This is a genomic window from Streptomyces capoamus (genome assembly GCF_014654935.1).
Lineage (GTDB): Bacteria > Actinomycetota > Actinomycetes > Streptomycetales > Streptomycetaceae > Streptomyces > Streptomyces capoamus.
Map to the genome: position 1 here is coordinate 18,033 of NZ_BNBF01000042.1, position 15,908 is coordinate 33,940.

General features: G+C 72.9%; 16 protein-coding genes and 1 riboswitch. Of the genes, 4 read left to right on the forward strand and 12 right to left on the reverse strand.

The genetic code is table 11. From position 1 onward, the window contains the following. Positions 1-18: 18 nt before the first annotated feature. Complete coding sequence (locus IE312_RS36335) at positions 19-975, reverse strand: hypothetical protein (RefSeq protein WP_189986590.1); 957 nt, start codon at positions 973-975, stop codon at positions 19-21. A 237-nt stretch (positions 976-1,212) separates the two neighbouring features. Here IE312_RS36335 and IE312_RS36340 point away from each other — a divergent pair, with 237 nt between their 5' ends. Beyond that, complete coding sequence (locus IE312_RS36340; protein WP_189986607.1) at positions 1,213-1,833, forward strand: uridine kinase family protein; 621 nt, start codon at positions 1,213-1,215, stop codon at positions 1,831-1,833. Positions 1,834-2,260: 427 nt separating this feature from the next. Beyond that, entirely contained in the window at positions 2,261-4,141 is a 1,881-nt protein-coding gene (locus tag IE312_RS36345) for an AAA family ATPase (protein ID WP_189986591.1), read from the forward strand. Between the two features lie 56 nt (positions 4,142-4,197). On the opposite strand, the gene IE312_RS36350 is transcribed toward IE312_RS36345, so the two are convergent. The 10 genes from IE312_RS36350 to IE312_RS36395 all read right to left on the reverse strand — a co-directional run bounded on the left by IE312_RS36350 (position 4,198) and on the right by IE312_RS36395 (position 13,354). Next, complete coding sequence (locus IE312_RS36350; RefSeq protein ID WP_189986592.1) at positions 4,198-5,292, reverse strand: hemolysin family protein; 1,095 nt, start codon at positions 5,290-5,292, stop codon at positions 4,198-4,200. After that, on the reverse strand, positions 5,289-6,623 hold the full coding sequence (locus IE312_RS36355; RefSeq protein WP_189986593.1) for a hemolysin family protein: 1,335 nt from the start codon (positions 6,621-6,623) through the stop codon (positions 5,289-5,291). The genes IE312_RS36350 and IE312_RS36355 overlap by 4 nt, the downstream gene beginning before the upstream one ends. A gap of 164 nt (positions 6,624-6,787) precedes the next feature. Continuing rightward, positions 6,788-7,255, reverse strand: coding sequence for a PH domain-containing protein (locus tag IE312_RS36360; protein WP_189986594.1), 468 nt, complete (start codon positions 7,253-7,255; stop codon positions 6,788-6,790). Positions 7,256-7,270: 15 nt separating this feature from the next. Then, positions 7,271-8,119, reverse strand: a complete 849-nt coding sequence (gene hisG / locus IE312_RS36365; RefSeq protein WP_189986595.1) for an ATP phosphoribosyltransferase — start codon at positions 8,117-8,119, stop codon at positions 7,271-7,273. A 50-nt stretch (positions 8,120-8,169) separates the two neighbouring features. Continuing rightward, positions 8,170-8,442, reverse strand: coding sequence for a phosphoribosyl-ATP diphosphatase (locus IE312_RS36370; protein ID WP_007491392.1), 273 nt, complete (start codon positions 8,440-8,442; stop codon positions 8,170-8,172). A 34-nt stretch (positions 8,443-8,476) separates the two neighbouring features. After that, entirely contained in the window at positions 8,477-8,962 is a 486-nt protein-coding gene (ribH, locus tag IE312_RS36375) for a 6,7-dimethyl-8-ribityllumazine synthase (protein WP_189986596.1), read from the reverse strand. A gap of 23 nt (positions 8,963-8,985) precedes the next feature. Next, positions 8,986-10,278: a bifunctional 3,4-dihydroxy-2-butanone-4-phosphate synthase/GTP cyclohydrolase II gene (locus IE312_RS36380; protein ID WP_189986597.1), complete on the reverse strand. Its 1,293-nt coding sequence runs from the start codon at positions 10,276-10,278 to the stop codon at positions 8,986-8,988. Beyond that, complete coding sequence (locus IE312_RS36385) at positions 10,275-10,916, reverse strand: nicotinamide mononucleotide transporter family protein (protein ID WP_189986598.1); 642 nt, start codon at positions 10,914-10,916, stop codon at positions 10,275-10,277. Before IE312_RS36385 ends, IE312_RS36380 begins: the two co-directional genes overlap by 4 nt. Beyond that, on the reverse strand, positions 10,913-11,521 hold the full coding sequence (locus IE312_RS36390) for a riboflavin synthase (RefSeq protein WP_189986599.1): 609 nt from the start codon (positions 11,519-11,521) through the stop codon (positions 10,913-10,915). Before IE312_RS36390 ends, IE312_RS36385 begins: the two co-directional genes overlap by 4 nt. Before the next feature lie 163 nt (positions 11,522-11,684). Beyond that, positions 11,685-11,815, reverse strand: a riboswitch (FMN riboswitch). Positions 11,816-12,115: 300 nt separating this feature from the next. Then, positions 12,116-13,354, reverse strand: a complete 1,239-nt coding sequence (locus IE312_RS36395) for an ROK family transcriptional regulator (protein ID WP_189986600.1) — start codon at positions 13,352-13,354, stop codon at positions 12,116-12,118. A gap of 115 nt (positions 13,355-13,469) precedes the next feature. Here IE312_RS36395 and IE312_RS36400 point away from each other — a divergent pair, with 115 nt between their 5' ends. Further along, positions 13,470-14,684 carry an MFS transporter gene (locus tag IE312_RS36400; RefSeq protein WP_189986601.1) on the forward strand — a complete coding sequence of 405 codons (1,215 nt, stop codon included), beginning with the start codon at positions 13,470-13,472 and terminating at the stop codon, positions 14,682-14,684. On the opposite strand, the gene IE312_RS36405 is transcribed toward IE312_RS36400, so the two are convergent. Continuing rightward, on the reverse strand, positions 14,644-15,102 hold the full coding sequence (locus IE312_RS36405) for an acyl-CoA thioesterase (protein WP_189986602.1): 459 nt from the start codon (positions 15,100-15,102) through the stop codon (positions 14,644-14,646). The two genes, IE312_RS36400 and IE312_RS36405, sit on opposite strands and share 41 nt — an antisense overlap. A gap of 219 nt (positions 15,103-15,321) precedes the next feature. On the opposite strand from IE312_RS36405, the gene IE312_RS43400 reads away from it, so the two are divergent. Then, positions 15,322-15,908: solute carrier family 23 protein (locus IE312_RS43400; protein ID WP_306419866.1), on the forward strand; the 587-nt coding region annotated here is incomplete at its 3' end.

Genomic DNA, 15,908 nt, shown 5'->3' on the forward strand with positions numbered 1-15,908 from the left:
GGGGTGGCGGGGAGCGGGTCAGGCGGGTCCGGGGACGGGCAGACCGCAGGCGCGCCGGGCCCGGGAGAGCTGTTCGGCGGGGTCGCCGAAGGCACTCCAGGGCATGCGGGAGGCGTACGGGCCCATCGCCGTGAAGACCGCCCGGGCCTCGAACTCGCGCCGGCCCATGACCAGCGCGTGCGCGAGGTAGGCCAGGTCGAGCACCGGGGTGAAGCGGTAACCGGCCACCGTGGGCAGCCAGTTCTGGTAGATCGCCAGCGCGGTGGCGCGCCACTGGGCCTGCTCCCAGACCTGGTCGGCGAGCAGCTGGGTGGGGTTGTAGCTCTCCACCAGGGCCACCAGGGGCAGCAGCCGGAGGGCGGAGTCCGCGGGCGCGCGCTGGCTGAGGAAGGCGGCCACGTCCCAGGCCGCCGTGACCGAGCCCCCGTGACGGGTGAAGAAGAACGACAGGAAGCGGTGATGGGCCTCGCGGTGCCAGGGGTCGAGGGAGAGGATGTGCGCGAAGAGCCGCCAGGGGCCGGGCGGGGCGGTGAGCAGGCCTTGCGGGGCGGGGTCGCGCAGCCGGTGCAGCCGGGCCATGGCGAGCCGGGCGACCCAGGGGGTGGGATCCTCCGGGGCCGCCGCGGCGGCCCGGTCGCAGGCGGTCAGCGCGATCCGCTCCAGGGCCTCGGCGCGGTCGTCACGCGCGTCGGCGGCCCGCAGCGCGCGCTGCACCGCGACCCGCGCCCACATCAGCGCGGCCTCGGGCGTCGGCTCCTCGGCGAGCCAGCGCTCCACCAGGTCGCTGCCGGCCGCCTCGGAGGCGAGGACCAGCGAGCGGTGGGCGCGCAGGGCGAAGTCGGAACGGGTCTCGGCGAGCGCCTCGTGGGCGTACCGGTAACGGCCGGCGCGCAGATCGACGCATACGCTCGCCAGCACCCGGTCGTCGGCCGCAGGGTGCCATACGTAGTGTCCTTCGAATAACTCCGCGACCATGTCCCCCTGCCCACTCCCCCTCGACGCCTCACGGTGCGCAGGAGGCACCTTACTCAGCGTCGGCCCCACCCGGAACGCAGAATTCGACATATCGGTCAGGCGATTCGGAATGTTTATCGGTTGCCATTGGCTGGCCGCCAGCCGGTGGTTCAAAGAGTGACTACTACTAGACTGTTTCACGGAAAACCCACACACCGCTGCACGCGCCCCAGCTCAGTACGCACCCCGGGAAACACCATTCACGACCTCGCCGCCCGGCTGCACGGGCTCCCCCCTTCGCTCGGACCGGTCCGGCTGATCGCCGTGGACGGGCACGCCGGCTCCGGGAAGTCCACCTTCGCCGGACGGCTGGCGCACGCCCTGGGCGGGGCTCCGGTGCTCCACCTCGACGACATCGCCAGCCACGAGCAGCTCTTCGCCTGGACCGATCGGCTGATGACCCAGGTGATCGAACCGCTGGCACGCGGCGAGAGCGCGCGGTACACCCCCTACGACTGGCGGACCCGCGCCTTCGGTGCCCCGCGCCCGCTGCCGGCGGCCCCCGTCGTCCTGATCGAGGGCGTCGGCGCCGGCCGCCGGGCGGTGCGCCCGCACCTGGCCCGGCTGCTGTGGATGGAGCTGCCCCGGGAGGAGTCCTGGGCGCGCGGCCGGCGACGGGACGGCGCGGAGCAGCGGGAGTTCTGGGAGGGCTGGGTCGCGGCGGAGCGAGCGCACTTCGCCGCCGATCCCTCGCGCCCCCATGCCGATCTTCTGGTGCTGCAGCGACAGCAGGGGTATGAGGTGCTCGCGGGGCCGGCGATGACCGGCGGAGCGGGGCCCGGAGTGACGCTGCGTGATGGTCCGTCCCGGATGTGGTGAAGTGGTGAAGAGCCTTGCCGGACAACTTCTCCGAGTGCCTCAACTGCGCTTGACCCGGGGGCCGTACAGGTCTTACGTTCTCAATGTGCGGCTTTCGGAGTCGCCCACCGACGCGAAGCCCCCGGTTGTTCCCCCGTGACCGGGGGCTTCGTTCTGTCCGCGGGACCCTTTTCCGGCCGCCCCGCGCACCGGACTTCTCACCCTCGGTCACGAAACGCCGTGCGCCCCGTCTGCTCCCACCTCGCCGAACGCCCCGTGCGGCACCCTTCGGCCCGCGCGGGCGGCGCGGGTACGATGCCATCGGTGCGACCTTCGGGCGGCTGCCTCGCACCTGCAACTCCGGTCCGCGGCACAGCGGTTCGACTGCGGCGGCCGTCGGGCGACCGCCCGGTGGTGAACCACGGGGGCACGGTCTGTGGGGGATGTGATGGACTTCGGCACGCAGGGCACCGAGGCCCCGGCCGACCTCGCCTGGCTGCGGGGTGTGGACGCCTACACGATGGGCGCCTACCCGCAGGCGGAGGAGGAGTTCCGCGCCGCGGTGCGGATGGACGCGGGCATGGCCGACGCCTGGCTCGGACTGCACGCGCTGCGGGTCGACACGACCACCGCGCTGCTGCGAATGTTCCGCCACCGTGACCGCTTCGGCGAACAGCGCACCCGGCACCGCCGCGCCCTGAACTCCTGGTACTGGCTGGGCTGGTGGGTGCAGCCGGTGCTGGAGAGCCCGCGCGACCTGCTGCTGGCGCACGCCTCCCACTGGCTGGACGGCCGGCACGTGCCCGAGCTGGACCGTGCCCTCGCCGGACTGCCCCCGGTCGACGCCGACCCGCAGGTCCGCTTCCTGCACGCCTGCCGCGCCTACCTGGTCAAGGACTGGGAGCAACTGGTCCGGCACACCGACCCGCTGCTGGACGACCCCCTGCTCGGCATCGAGGCCGGTCTGTTCGGCGGCATGGCCCGGGTCCGGCTGGAGATGTACGGGCAGGCCGAGCCGCTGCTGGCGGCGGCGCTGATGCGGTGCCGCAGCGAGCAGCCGCAGCGCAAGGAGCTGCGCTACTGGCTGGCGCGGGCGCACGAGGGAACGGGGCGCTCGGCCGCCGCGCTCCCCCTGTACCGGGCGGTGCACCGGGTCGACCCGGCCTTCATGGACACCTCCGCCCGGCTCGCCGCGATCTCCGAGGGCGACGGCTACGACGAGACGGCCGATCTCGCCGCGATCACCCTGACCGGTGCCGGGCAGGACATGGCGGACGGGCCGGACGGGTTCGACCCGCTGTTCGGCATGGAGGGCCGGGACCTGCGGCTGCCGGAGCCCGAGCTGCCGACGGGGCCGCTGCCGTCGGTGACCGGCCCCTCGGTGCGCAGGAAGACGGGGGTGTCCGCGCTGTCCGGGGTGCCGGTCTCTCCGATCCCGGCCGGCCCGACGGACCCCGCGTTACTCGAGGAGGCGCTCGCCGAACTGGAGCGCATGGTGGGGCTCGAACCGGTCAAACGCCAGGTCAAGGCGTTGTCGGCGCAGCTGAACATGGCCCGGCTGCGGGCCGGCCAGGGGCTGCCGGTGCAGCCGCCCAAACGGCACTTCGTCTTCTCGGGGCCGTCCGGCACGGGGAAGACCACGGTCGCGCGGATTCTCGGGCGCGTGTTCTACGCGCTGGGGCTCCTGGGTGGTGACCACCTCGTGGAGGCCCAGCGGGCCGACCTCGTCGGCGAGTACCTGGGCCAGACGGCCGTGAAGGCCAACGAGCTGATCGACTCCGCGATCGGCGGGGTGCTCTTCGTGGACGAGGCGTACGCGCTGTCCAACTCCGGTTACGGCAAGGGCGACGCGTACGGCGACGAGGCGCTGCAGGTGCTGCTGAAGCGGGCCGAGGACAACCGGGACCACCTGGTGGTGATCCTGGCCGGCTACCCGGAGGGCATGGACCGCCTGCTCGCCGCCAACCCCGGCCTGTCCTCCCGCTTCACCACCCGGGTCGACTTCCCCTCGTACCGGCCGCCGGAACTCACCGAGATCGGCAAGGTGCTCGCGGCGGAGAACGGTGACCAGTGGGACGACGAGGCGCTGGAGGAGTTGCGCTCCATCGCCGGGCACGTGGTCGACCAGGGCTGGATCGACGAGCTGGGCAACGGACGGTTCCTGCGGACGCTGTACGAGAAGAGCTGCGCCTACCGGGACCTGCGCCTGTCGACGTGCCCGGGTTCCCTGTCCCGGGCGGACCTGGCGACCCTGCGGCTGCCCGACCTGATGCAGGCCTACGGTGAGGTGCTGTCGGGCCGGGGGCCGCAGGATCCGTCCGAGGGCTAGGGCCTGCCGTCCGGACCCGGACGGCAGGGACGAACGGCAGGGACGAACGGCAGGGCCTAGGCCATCGCTCCGGCCTCCTCCGCCGGTTCCCCGCTCGTCCTGGGCTCGCTCAGCCGCACCTCCGGGGCGTCCCGGTGCGCCGGGTCCCGTACCTCTCCCACCAGCATCTCCAGGACGTCCTCCAGGGCCACCAGGCCGAGGACCCTGCCGGAGGCGTCGGCCACCTGGGCCAGGTGGGTGGCCGCGCGGCGCATGACGGTCAGGGCGTCGTCCAGCGGCAGCTCGGCGCGGAGCGTGGCCATCGGACGCCACACCTGCTGTGGGACGGCCCGGTCGGAGTCCTCCAGGTCGAGGACGTCCTTCACGTGCACGTATCCCATGAAGGGGCCCTTCTCGGCCGCCGCGACCGGGAAGCGGGAGTAGCCCGTGCGGGCGGTCAGCTCCACGATCTCGCCCGGGGTGACCGAGGGCGCCACCGTGACCAGGGACTCCCGGCGCAGCAGGACGTCCGTCACCGGGCGGGAGCCCAGCTCCAGGGCGTCCTCCAGGCGCTCCTGCTCCTCGGGGTCGAGGAGGCCCGCCTGGCCGGAGTCCTCCAGCAGCCGGTTGAGCTGCTCGGTGGTGACGACGGCCTCCACCTCGTCCTTCGGCTCGACCCGGAACAGCCGCAGGATGCCCTGGGCGCAGGCGCCGAGGGCCACCGTGATCGGCCTGCACAGGCGCGCGAACCAGACGAGGCCGGGGCTGAGCCACAGCGCGGCCTTCTCCGGGGCGGCCATCGCGAGGTTCTTCGGCACCATCTCGCCGATCACCAGGTGGAAGAAGACCACCGCGGCCAGCGCGATGACGTAGCCCAGCGGATGGATCATGCCGTGCGGCAGGCGGATCCACTCGAACACCGGCTCCAGCAGGTGCGCCACCGTCGGCTCGGCGACCGCGCCGAGCGTCAGGGAGCACACGGTGATGCCGAACTGGGCGGCGGCCATCATCTGCGGCAGGCGTTCGAGGCCGTGGAGCACCTGGCGGGCCCGGGCGGTGCCGAGCGGTTCGATCTGGCTGCGGCGGACGGAGACGAGCGCGAACTCGGCGCCGACGAAGAAACCGTTCGCGAGCACGAGCAGGCCCGCGAAGACCAGCTGGAGGACGCTCATCGGGCGGCCTCCAGCGCGTTCACGGCCGGGACCGTCCTGACCAGGCGGACCCGTTCGGCGCGGTAGTGGCCGACCTGGCGGACCGAGAGCCGCCAGCCGGGCAGTTCCGCCCGGTCGCCGGGGGCCGGGATCCGGCCGAGCAGGTCGGCGACCAGCCCGGCGACGGTCTCGTACGGCCCCTCGGGCACGTCCAGGCCTATGCGCAGCAGGATGTCCACGCGGCAGCTGCCGGCCGCGTCCCAGGCGGGCCTGCCGTCCTCGGGCGGGGCCGGGGCCAGCTCGGGCGTGTCCTTGGCGTCGTGCTCGTCTCGGACCTCGCCGACCAGTTCCTCGACGATGTCCTCCAGGGTGACGACGCCGGCCGTGCCGCCGTACTCGTCCACGACGACCGCGATGGGCTGCTCGCTGCGCAGCCGGGCGAGCAGCGGCTGGACCGGCAGGGTCTCGGGGACCAGGAGCGCCTTGCGGGCGATACGGCCGACCGGGGTGCGCAGCCGGTCGTGGACCGGGACGGCCAGCGCGTCCTTGAGGTGGGCCATGCCGACGATCTCGTCGATCTTCTCCCGGTAGACGGGGAAGCGGGACAGGCCGGTGGCCCGGGTGAGGTTGACGACGTCCTCGGCGGTGGCCGAGTCCTGCAGCGCGCTCACCTTCACGCGCGGGGTCATGACGTGCTGCGCGGTCAGCTCGCCCAGGGACAGGGTGCGCACGAACAGGTCGGCCGTGTCCTGCTCCAGGGCGCCGGCCCGGGCGGAGTGCCGGGCCAGCGACACCAGCTCGCCGGGGGTGCGCGCGGAGGCCAGCTCCTCGGCGGGTTCGACGCCGAGGGCGCGGACCAGGCGATTGGCGACCGTGTTCAGCGCGGAGATCACCGGGCGGAACAGCCGGGCGAAGCGGTGCTGCGGGCCGGCCACGAAGCGGGCGACCTGCAGCGGCCGGGACACCGCCCAGTTCTTGGGCACCAGCTCGCCGATCACCATCTGGATCGCGGAGGCCAGCAGCATGCCGACGACCACGGCGATGCCGGAGGCGGCGCCCTCGGGGATGCCGAGCGCGGCGAACGGGGCGTGCAGCAGCCCGGCCAGGGCCGGTTCGGCGAGCATGCCGACGACCAGGGAGGTGATGGTGATGCCGAGCTGGGTGCCGGACAGCTGGAAGGACAGCTCCTTCAACGACTCCACGACCGTACGGGCGCGGGCGTCGCCGTCGGCGGCGGCCTGCTCGGCCTCCGGGCGCTCGACGGTCACCAGGCCGAACTCGGCCGCGACGAAGAAGCCGTTCGCGAGGATCAGGAGGAACGCGGCTGCGAGGAGCAGCAGGGAGAGGGTCACGCTGCCACCGCCGTCCCGCTCTGGGGGGCAGGGGTGGCGCAGGTACTACAGGACGATCCGTCCATCGCCGGAGAGGGTCACTCCTCGGGTAGCAGGAGCCCCTGTGCACCGGGCGGCGCGCAGGGGCGGAGGCGCAGCGAGACGGCCTCCGCCTTCCAGATTAATCAAGATCTGGGCTCGGGTGGCAGGCCGGACGGCGCCGATCGGGCCTCGGCGAGCGCGCGCAGGGTCCTGGCGTCGGCGATGGCCCGCTGTTTGGCGACGCCCGGCTGGATGCCGAGCGCGGGCAGACTGGTGCCGTCGCTGAGGTCGAGGAACACCCAGGGATCGCCCGGCCGGAGGTTCACCCTGAGGATCTCCTCCCAGGCCAGGCGCCGCTTGCCGGCGATGTTCACCACGGTGACGCCGGAGTCGTCGGCGACCACCTTCACCCGGGCCAGCCGGGCCAGCACCCAGAAGATCAGCGCACCGGTGACGATGAAGCTCAGCCGCTCCCCCGGGCCGAGCCGCAGCAGCATCGCGATCCCGGATATCACCACGAAGATCACGAGACCGGCGGTGAGCAGGATCACCCGGGTGTGGCCCGGCCGGAAGGTGACCGGGAGGTCGGGCGGAGAGGTCGGTTCGGACATCGGTCGGCGTACCCCTTACAGGCGGCAGGCGTGGATGGCCGTGGTCAGGATGGCGCGGGCGCCGATGGCGTAGAGGTCGTCCATGATCCGCTGCGCCTCCTTGGCCGGGACCATGGCGCGGACCGCGACCCAGCCCTCGTTGTGCAGCGGGGAGACGGTCGGGGACTCCAGGCCGGGGGTGAGCGCGACGGCCTTCTCCAGCTGCTCGACCCGGCAGTCGTAGTCCATCATGACGTACGTACGGGCGACCAGGACGCCCTGGAGGCGGCGCAGGAACTGCTGGACCTTGGGTTCCTCGGTGTCGGCGCCGGTGCGGCGGACGACGATCGCCTCGGACTTCATGATCGGCTCGCCGAAGACCTCCAGGCCCGCGTTGCGCAGGCTGGTGCCGGTCTCCACGACGTCGGCGATGACCTCGGCCACGCCCAGCTCGATCGCGGTCTCCACGGCTCCGTCGAGGTGGACGACGGAGGCGTCGATGCCGCCGTCCGCGAGGTGCTTCTGGACGATGCCCTCGTAGGAGGTGGCGATCGTCCGGCCCTTGAGGTCCGCGACGCCCTGGGCGGTGCCCGGCTTGGCGGCGAAGCGGAACGTGGAGCGGGCGAACCCCAGCGGGAGGATCTCCTCGGCGTCGGCGCCGGAGTCGATCAGCAGGTCACGGCCGGTGATGCCGATGTCGAGGCGCCCGGAGGAGACGTAGATCGCGATGTCGCGGGGGCGGAGGTAGAAGAACTCGACCTCGTTCTCCGGGTCGACGATCCGCAGTTCCTTGGACTCGCGGCGCTGCTGGTAGCCGGCCTCATGCAGCATGTCCGCCGCAGGGCCGGACAATGAACCCTTGTTGGGGACGGCGATGCGCAGCATGAGGTCGGCTTCCTTTGCTCGTGGGCTACGGGACGGGGGGCGGGCGGGGCTCACAGGTGGGCGTAAACGTCGTCCAGGCTGATGCCGCGGGCGACCATCATCACCTGGACGTGGTACAGCAGCTGCGAGATCTCCTCGGCGGCCGCCTCCTTGCCCTCGTACTCGGCGGCCATCCAGACCTCGGCGGCCTCCTCGACGACCTTCTTGCCGATGGCATGGACGCCCTTGCCGACCAGCTCGGCGGTGCGGGAGGTGGCGGGATCGCCGTGGGCGGCCTTGTGCTGGAGCTCGGTGAAGAGCTCCTCGAACGTCTTCTTGGACATGGTGAGCCCCACCCTACGCGGTGCGGGCGACTCCTCAGTGCCAGGGTTCGGATACCGAGCGGAGCGTGGCCGCCGTCGACACGGCGGCCGTCACCGCCTCGTGGCCCTTGTCCTCGTTCGAGCCCTCCAGGCCGGCCCGGTCCAGGGCCTGCTCCTCGGTGTCGCAGGTGAGCACGCCGAAGCCGACCGGGACGCCGGTCTCCACGGAGACCTGGGTGAGGCCCTGGGTGACGCCCTGGCACACGTAGTCGAAGTGGGGGGTGCCACCCCGGATGACGACCCCGAGGGCGACCACCGCGTCGTAGCCGCGGCCCGCGAGGACCTTGGCGGCGACGGGCAGCTCGAAGCTGCCGGGGACCCGGATCAGGGTCGGCTCGTCGATGCCCAGGTCGTGCAGGGCGCGCAGGGCGCCGTCGACCAGACCGTCCATCACCTTCTCGTGCCACTGCGCCGCGATCACGGCGACCCGCAGGTCGCTCACGTTGCGTACGGACAGTTCCGGTGCACCCTTGCCGCTCACGTCTCTCCTCAGTGCTTTCTTGCTTACTGGTTGCCGCAGGTGGCCGGCACGGCGGGCGTGTCGAGCCAGGGCAGGTCGTGGCCCATCCGGTCCCGCTTGGTGCGCAGGTAGCGGAGGTTGTGCTCGCCGGCCTGGACCGGCATCGGCTCGCGGCCGGTGACCTTCAGGCCGTGGCTGAGCAGCGCCTCGGTCTTCTCGGGGTTGTTGGTCATCAGCCGGACCCCGCGCACGCCGAGGTCGGCGAGGATCTGCGCGCCGGCGCCGTAGTCGCGGGCGTCGGCGGGCAGGCCGAGTTCCAGGTTGGCGTCCAGGGTGTCGCGGCCCTGCTCCTGGAGCTCGTAGGCGCGCAGCTTGGACAGCAGTCCGATGCCGCGCCCCTCGTGCCCGCGCAGGTAGACGACGACCCCGCGGCCCTCGGCCTGGATGCGTTCCAGGGCGGTGTCCAGCTGGGGGCCGCAGTCGCAGCGCAGGGAGGCGAAGACGTCGCCGGTGAGGCATTCGGAGTGCACGCGGACCAGGACGTCCTCGCCGTCGCCGATCTCGCCGTGGACGAGGGCGACGTGCTCGACGCCGTCGACGGCGGACCGGTAGCCGTAGGCGGTGAAGGTGCCGTGCCGGGTGGGCAGGCGGGTCTCGGCCTCGCGGCGGACGGTGGGCTCGCTGCCGCGGCGGTAGGCGATCAGGTCCTCGATGGAGATGATCGTCAGGCCGTGCTTGCGGGCGAACGGGACCAGTTCGGGCAGGCGCAGCATCCGGCCGTCCTCGCCGGCGATCTCCACGATGGCGCCGGCCGGGCGCAGGCCCGCGAGCCGGGCGAGGTCGACGGCGGCCTCGGTGTGGCCGTTGCGGACCAGGACGCCGCCTTCCCGGGCGCGCAGCGGGAAGACATGACCGGGGCGGACGAGGTCGGCGGGCCCGGCGGTGCCGCTCGCCAGGAGCTGAAGGGTGGTGGCGCGGTCGCCGGCGGAGATGCCGGTGGTCACGCCGTGCGCGGCGGAGGCGTCGACCGAGACGGTGAAGGCGGTCTTCATGGACTCGGTGTTGTCCTCGACCATCTGCGGCAGCCGGAGCCGGTCCAGCTCCTCGCCCTCCATGGGCGCGCAGATCAGGCCCCGGCACTCGCTCATCATGAACGCGACGATCTCGGGGGTGGCCTTCTCCGCGGCGATCACGAGGTCGCCCTCGTTCTCCCGGTCCTCGTCGTCCACGACGACCACCGGGCGGCCCGCGGCGATGTCGGCGATGGCCTGCTCGACCGGGTCGAGCGCGAAGTTCTCCAGGTCGTCGCCGTCGTACAGCATCGGTGCCGAGGTCATGCCGGCGCTCCTTCCAGTGCGGGCTGCGGGCCCCGGCGGGAGCGCAGCCACCAGTCGCGCATGCCCCACAGGACGAGTGCGCCGTAGATGACGTAGACGAAGCCCGAGAAGGCGTAGCCGTTGGCGAAGTTGAGGGGGACGCCGACGAGGTCGACGAGCAGCCAGGCGAACCAGAACTCGACCATGCCCTTGGCCTGGGCGTACATCGCGACGACGGTGCCGACGAAGATGTAGGCGTCGGGCCAGGGGTCCCAGGACAGCTCCGGGTAGGCCGTGAAGAGCAGCGCGACGGCGACCGTGCCGGCGGCGGCCGCGGCGAGCATCGCCGCGCGCTCGGGCCAGGTGGCGAACCGGGGCGTGATGTGGCCGTCCGCGGACCGGTCGTCGCTGCGCCGCCACTGCCACCAGCCGTACAGCGCGACGGCCATGACGACGGCCTGCTTGCCGGCGCTGCCGGTCAGGTGGCCGTAGAAGGCGGCGAACAGGACGAGGCCGGACAGGAACTGGACGGGCCAGGTCCACAGGGAGCGGCGCCAGCCGAGGGCGAGGGTGATCAGGCCCAGGATGTTGCCGGTCATGTCCGACCAGATGATGTGCTGGCCGAAGAGGGTGAACGCCTCGGAGTTCATCCAGTTCACTTCGTGTCCCCCTGCGCACGGTCGCCGAGGAGCCGCTCGACGTACTTGGCGATGACGTCCACCTCGAGGTTGACCGGGTCGCCGGGCTGCTTCACACCGAGCGTGGTGAGGGCGAGGGTGGTCGGGATGAGGCTGACGGTGAAGTGGTCCGGGCCGGCGTCGACCACGGTGAGGCTGATGCCGTCGACGGTGATGGAGCCCTTCTCCACCACGTACCGGGAGAGTTCCGCGGGCAGCGAGATCTTGACGATCTCCCAGTTCTCGGAGGGCGTGCGCTCCAGGATGCGGCCGGTGCCGTCCACGTGTCCCTGCACGATGTGGCCACCGAGGCGGGCGCCGACGGCGGTCGGGCGTTCCAGGTTGACGCGGGAGCCGGCGGTGAGCGCGCCGAGGCTGGAGCGCTTCAGGGTCTCCGCCATGACGTCCGCGGTGAACTCGTCGCCCTCGTGCTCCACGACGGTGAGACAGACCCCGTTCACGGCGATGGAGTCGCCGTGCTGCGCGCCCTCGGTCACGACGGGGCCGCGGAGCCGGAAACGGGAGGCGTCGCCGAGGTTCTCGACGGCGGTGACCTCACCCAGCTCTTCGACGATTCCGGTGAACACTTCCCGGGTCCTCCTGCCTCTTCGGGCACGGACTCCGGGGCCTGTCGATGACGACAGAATGTACGGATGAGCACACACCGGGGGCGTCGCCGGAAAGGACGCGCCCGGACATGGACGACGTCCCGATACGGCGGCGCGCACACGGATGACGCATGCCCGCCCGCCGCGCACTGCCTCCCATCCGGACTTTAACCGTCGGTCCAGGAATTTCACCTGGTCAACCGGCCGCTGGAGGCGACCGGGTCGCGGACTGTAACCGCCGGTTCGGACTTTCACCGACCCCGGAGTGCGCTGCTTCTGGTACAGGGCCAGTGTGCCACGCGCGGTACTGCTCCAGGCGGGTGATCGGTGTGCGTTCGCTCACAGTGTGTACCGCTTGTTTCGCGACGCGCGACGGCACCGGTCAACTGGCCGGATCCGGCGGTGCGTTGCGCTTGGTCCGGACCCATTGACCATAATGGTCTAGTCCTTTTAGGGTGCGGACGGGCCCGGCGGCGGTGACGACGGCCCTTGCCCGCCGCCGGGCCGCCCAACTCCCCGACCGGGCGTCCGCCCGCGCGGTCACCCGCCGCGTCCCGTTCGCGCCGCACCCGGTCATCCGCCGTGCCCAGGTGGCGCGAACAGCTCGTCCTGGGCCCGCTCCCGCGCGGTGAGGAGCGCTCCGCGCAGGACGGCCGTCCCGCCGAGGCCGCTCGCGCGCACCTCGGTGAGCAAGGGGGACATCCGGCGCAACCGCTCCTCCACCAGCCCGGCGAGCACCGCTCCCCCGGCCTGTCCGACCTCCCCGCCGAGCACCACGCAGCCGGGGTCCAGCACGGCCACCACGGAGGCGGCACCGACGGCCACCCGGTCGGCCAGGGCGTGCAGGAAGCGCTCCCCCGGCGCGGCCCCCGCCGCGGCCCCCGCGCGGTGCCCGCCGGCCACCTCCGCGACGGCCGCCCGGACCACGTCCGCCGCCCCGGTCCCGTCCGGTGCGGACGGGACCGGCAGGGCGTGCCGGGCCGCCAGGGTGAGGATCGCCGCCGCGCCGGCCAGCGAGTGGAAGCCGCCGCCGCAGTCCCCGGCCGCGGGGAGGGCGTCCGTGCCGGGCACGGGGAGGAAGCCGATCTCGCCGGTGCCGCCGGAGGCCCCGCGGCGCAGGGTGCCGTCCAGGACGACGGCGGCGCCGACGCCGTGGCCGAGCCAGAGCAGCACGAAGGTGTCCCGGTCCCGGGCGGCGCCCTCGCGCTGTTCGGCGAGCGCGGCCAGGTTGGTCTCGTTCTCCACCGTGACCCGGGCGCCGGGCAGCCGGTCCTGGAGGGCCGCGACCAGGCTGCGGTGCCAGGCGGGCAGGCCCGCGGAGTCACGCAGGTCACCGGTGGCGGGGTCGATGAGGCCGGGCGCGCCGATCCCGACGGTGTGCAGCCGTCCCCGCGCCCCCGTGGCGCCGGCCTCCTTCAGCGCCCGTTCCACGGCGGCCACCGCCTGCTCCACCGCCGGACCGGTCCGGGTGTCCCCGCCGATCGGCACGGACGCCTCGGCCAGCACCCGCCCGAGCAGGTCGGAGACCAGGACGAGGACCCCGCCGGTGCGCACGTCGAGCGCGGCGAGGTGGGCGCGGTCGGCGACGATGCCGTAGAGCCGGGCGTTGGGCCCCCTGCGCCGCGCGCCGGACTCACCGACCACCGTGATCAGCCCGGAGGCCGTGAGCCGGTCGACCAGGTCGGCGACGGTCGGACGGGAGAGTCCGGTGAGCTGCTTCAACTGCCCTGCCGTGAGCGGGCCTTCCTGCTGCAGCAGCCGCAGGGCCAGCCGGTCGTTGATGGCCCGGGCGGTACTGGGTGATGCGGGCATGACGGGATCCTCCCAGATCGCTGCGCTGCGACCGCTATCTATCAGGCAGGGTCCCTGATAGTTTACGTCGGGTTGAGGGGAGCGGGGCCGGGCACACCCGGGGAGGGACAGCATCGTGAGTGACGTGACGTACACGCCCGACGAGGTCAGGCGCGCGCGGTACGCCGTGGCGGCCGTGTTCGCCGTGCACGGCGCCGTGACAGGCTCGTTCGCGACCCGTGTGCCGTGGGTCCAGGACCACGCCTCGCTGAGCGCGGGCCAACTGGGCTTCGCACTGGCCTTCACGGCGTTCGGCGCTTCCTGCGCGATGCCGCTGGCGGGCTGGATCAGCCACCGCTTCGGCAGCCGTACGGCACTGCGCGGACTGCTCGCGCTGTGGACGCTGTCCCTGGTGCTGCCGTCGGTCGCGCCGAATCTGTTCACGCTGTGCCTGGCGATGTTCACCTACGGCGCCGCCGCGGGCATGGCCGACGTCGCGATGAACGCGCTCGGCGTGGAGGTCGAGCAGCGGCTCGGCAAGTCCATCATGTCGGGGCTGCACGGCATGTGGAGCGCGGGCGCCCTGACCGGTTCGGCGGCCGGCACCCTCGCCGCACACCTGGGCTCGGACGCCCGCCTGCACTTCGCGCTCGCGGCCGCCGTGCTGACCCTGCTCGGGTTCGCGGCGTGCGCCTGGGTGCTGGACCTCCAGCCCGCCGAGGACGAGGAGCCGCCGCCGCGGTTCGCGCTGCCCCCGCGCTCGGCGCTGCTGATCGGCGCGGTCGGCTTCTGCGCGGTGTTCGCGGAGGGCGCCAGCCTGGACTGGTCGGCGGTGTTCCTGCGGGACCGGATGGACGGTTCGGCCGGGCTGGCGGCGGCCTCCACCACCGGGTTCATGCTGACCATGGCGGTCGCCCGGATCGCCGGGGACGCGGTGGTGAACCGCTTCGGCGCGGTCCGCACGGTGCGGGCCGGCGGGGTCCTGGCGGGACTCGGCGGGCTGCTGGTGGTGCTCGCCGGGCACCCGGCGGCGGCGATGGCCGGGTTCGCGCTGATGGGCCTCGGGATCGCCGTGGTCGTGCCGCTCTGCTTCGCGGCGGCCGGGCACGCCGGGCCCAACCCGAGCCAGGCCATCGCGGGCGTGGCGACCATCACCTACACCTCGGGCCTGATCGCGCCGAGCCTGATCGGCGGAGTGGCCCAGGCGACCAGCCTGGTGGTGTCCTTCACGGTGGTGACGGTGCTGGCCTGCGGGCTCGCGGTGTTCGCGGGCGTACTGCGCACCGCCGAGCGCGGGGGCGGCGAGCAGGTCAGTCAGCGGGCCGCAGCAGTTCCCGGCCCGCGGCCCTGAAGGTCTCGCTCCAGGGCGCGGGACGCAGGGTCGCCGCGTCCAGCCGGACCAGCACCCGGCTGCCGTGGGCGTAGGTCCGGGTCCCGTCGGCCGAGCAGAAGCGGAAACCGTAGGTGAGTCCGGTGGTGCCGAGCCGTTCCAGCCAGAGGTGGACGGCGTAGGTGCCGGGGCTGGTGACGGGGGCCTCGTAGGTGACGCGCAGTTCCTTGACGGCGTTGCAGGCGTCGCCGGCCGCCGCCCAGTCGCCGTCGAAGCGGACGCCGTGCTCCTGCCACAGCTCGGTCCAGGCACGCTCGACCAGCAGCGGGTAGCGGGCGTTGTGCAGCAGCCCGAGGGCGTCGAGGTCGTCGAAGTGGACGGTGACGGGGACCAGCCGGCCGTGGGAGACGGCAGGGACGGTCGGGGCTTGGGCGGTCACGGGAAGGGCTCCTGGGCGGTGGCGGCGGGGTGGCTGGGCCCCCTGTACCCGAACATACTAAGCGACCGCTCAGGAGCCCGGTCCGGCGGTGGGCGGGCGGGATCCGCAGGTCAGCCGCGTGACTGCGATGCGCCATGCGGACCGTGCGGGCGTGCGGCCACCCGGAACCCCTGACAATGGTGCGGACCTCTTCATGCACAGAGAAAGCGAAACCCCACCATGGACCTCGGCGTGCGCTGGAAACTGCACGGTGACGGGCGCACGCCCGCACCCGGAGCGGTGGTACGCCCCGACGAGCGGCTCTCCTGGCCCCGCACCGCGGGCCTGGGCGCCCAGCACGTGGTCGCCATGTTCGGCGCCTCCTTCGTGGCCCCGGTACTCATGGGCCTGGACCCGAACCTGGCGATCATGATGTCGGGCGTGGCGACCATGATCTTCCTGCTCGCCACGCGCGGCCGGGTGCCGAGCTACCTCGGCTGCTCCCTGTCGTTCGTGGGCGTGGCCGCCGTCATCCGCGCCCAGGGCGGCACCAGCGCCACCGTGACCGGCGCGGTCCTCGTCGTCGGCGCGGTGCTGTTCCTGGTGGGCCTGGCCGTGCAGCGCTTCGGCGCGCGGATCATCCACGCCGCCATGCCGCCGATCGTCACGGGCGCGGTCGTCATGCTGATCGGCTTCAACCTGGCCCCGGTGACCGCGTCCACCTACTGGCCGCAGGACCAGTGGACGGCCCTGCTCGTCATGCTCTTCACCGGCCTGGCGGTGGTCTGCCTGCGCGGGTTCTGGTCCCGGATCGCGATCTTCCTGGG

Excerpts from the sequence above, each read along its gene's own strand:
- IE312_RS36335 (WP_189986590.1), bottom strand. The coding sequence starts at position 975 with ATGGTCGCGGAGTTATTCGAAGGACACTACGTATGGCACCCTGCGGCC.
- IE312_RS36345 (WP_189986591.1), top strand. The coding sequence starts at position 2,261 with ATGGACTTCGGCACGCAGGGCACCGAGGCCCCGGCCGACCTCGCCTGG.
- IE312_RS36350 (WP_189986592.1), bottom strand. The coding sequence starts at position 5,292 with ATGAGCGTCCTCCAGCTGGTCTTCGCGGGCCTGCTCGTGCTCGCGAAC.
- IE312_RS36360 (WP_189986594.1), bottom strand. The coding sequence starts at position 7,255 with ATGTCCGAACCGACCTCTCCGCCCGACCTCCCGGTCACCTTCCGGCCG.
- hisG (WP_189986595.1), bottom strand. The coding sequence starts at position 8,119 with ATGCTGCGCATCGCCGTCCCCAACAAGGGTTCATTGTCCGGCCCTGCG.
- IE312_RS36370 (WP_007491392.1), bottom strand. The coding sequence starts at position 8,442 with ATGTCCAAGAAGACGTTCGAGGAGCTCTTCACCGAGCTCCAGCACAAG.
- IE312_RS36380 (WP_189986597.1), bottom strand. The coding sequence starts at position 10,278 with ATGACCTCGGCACCGATGCTGTACGACGGCGACGACCTGGAGAACTTC.
- IE312_RS36395 (WP_189986600.1), bottom strand. The coding sequence starts at position 13,354 with ATGCCCGCATCACCCAGTACCGCCCGGGCCATCAACGACCGGCTGGCC.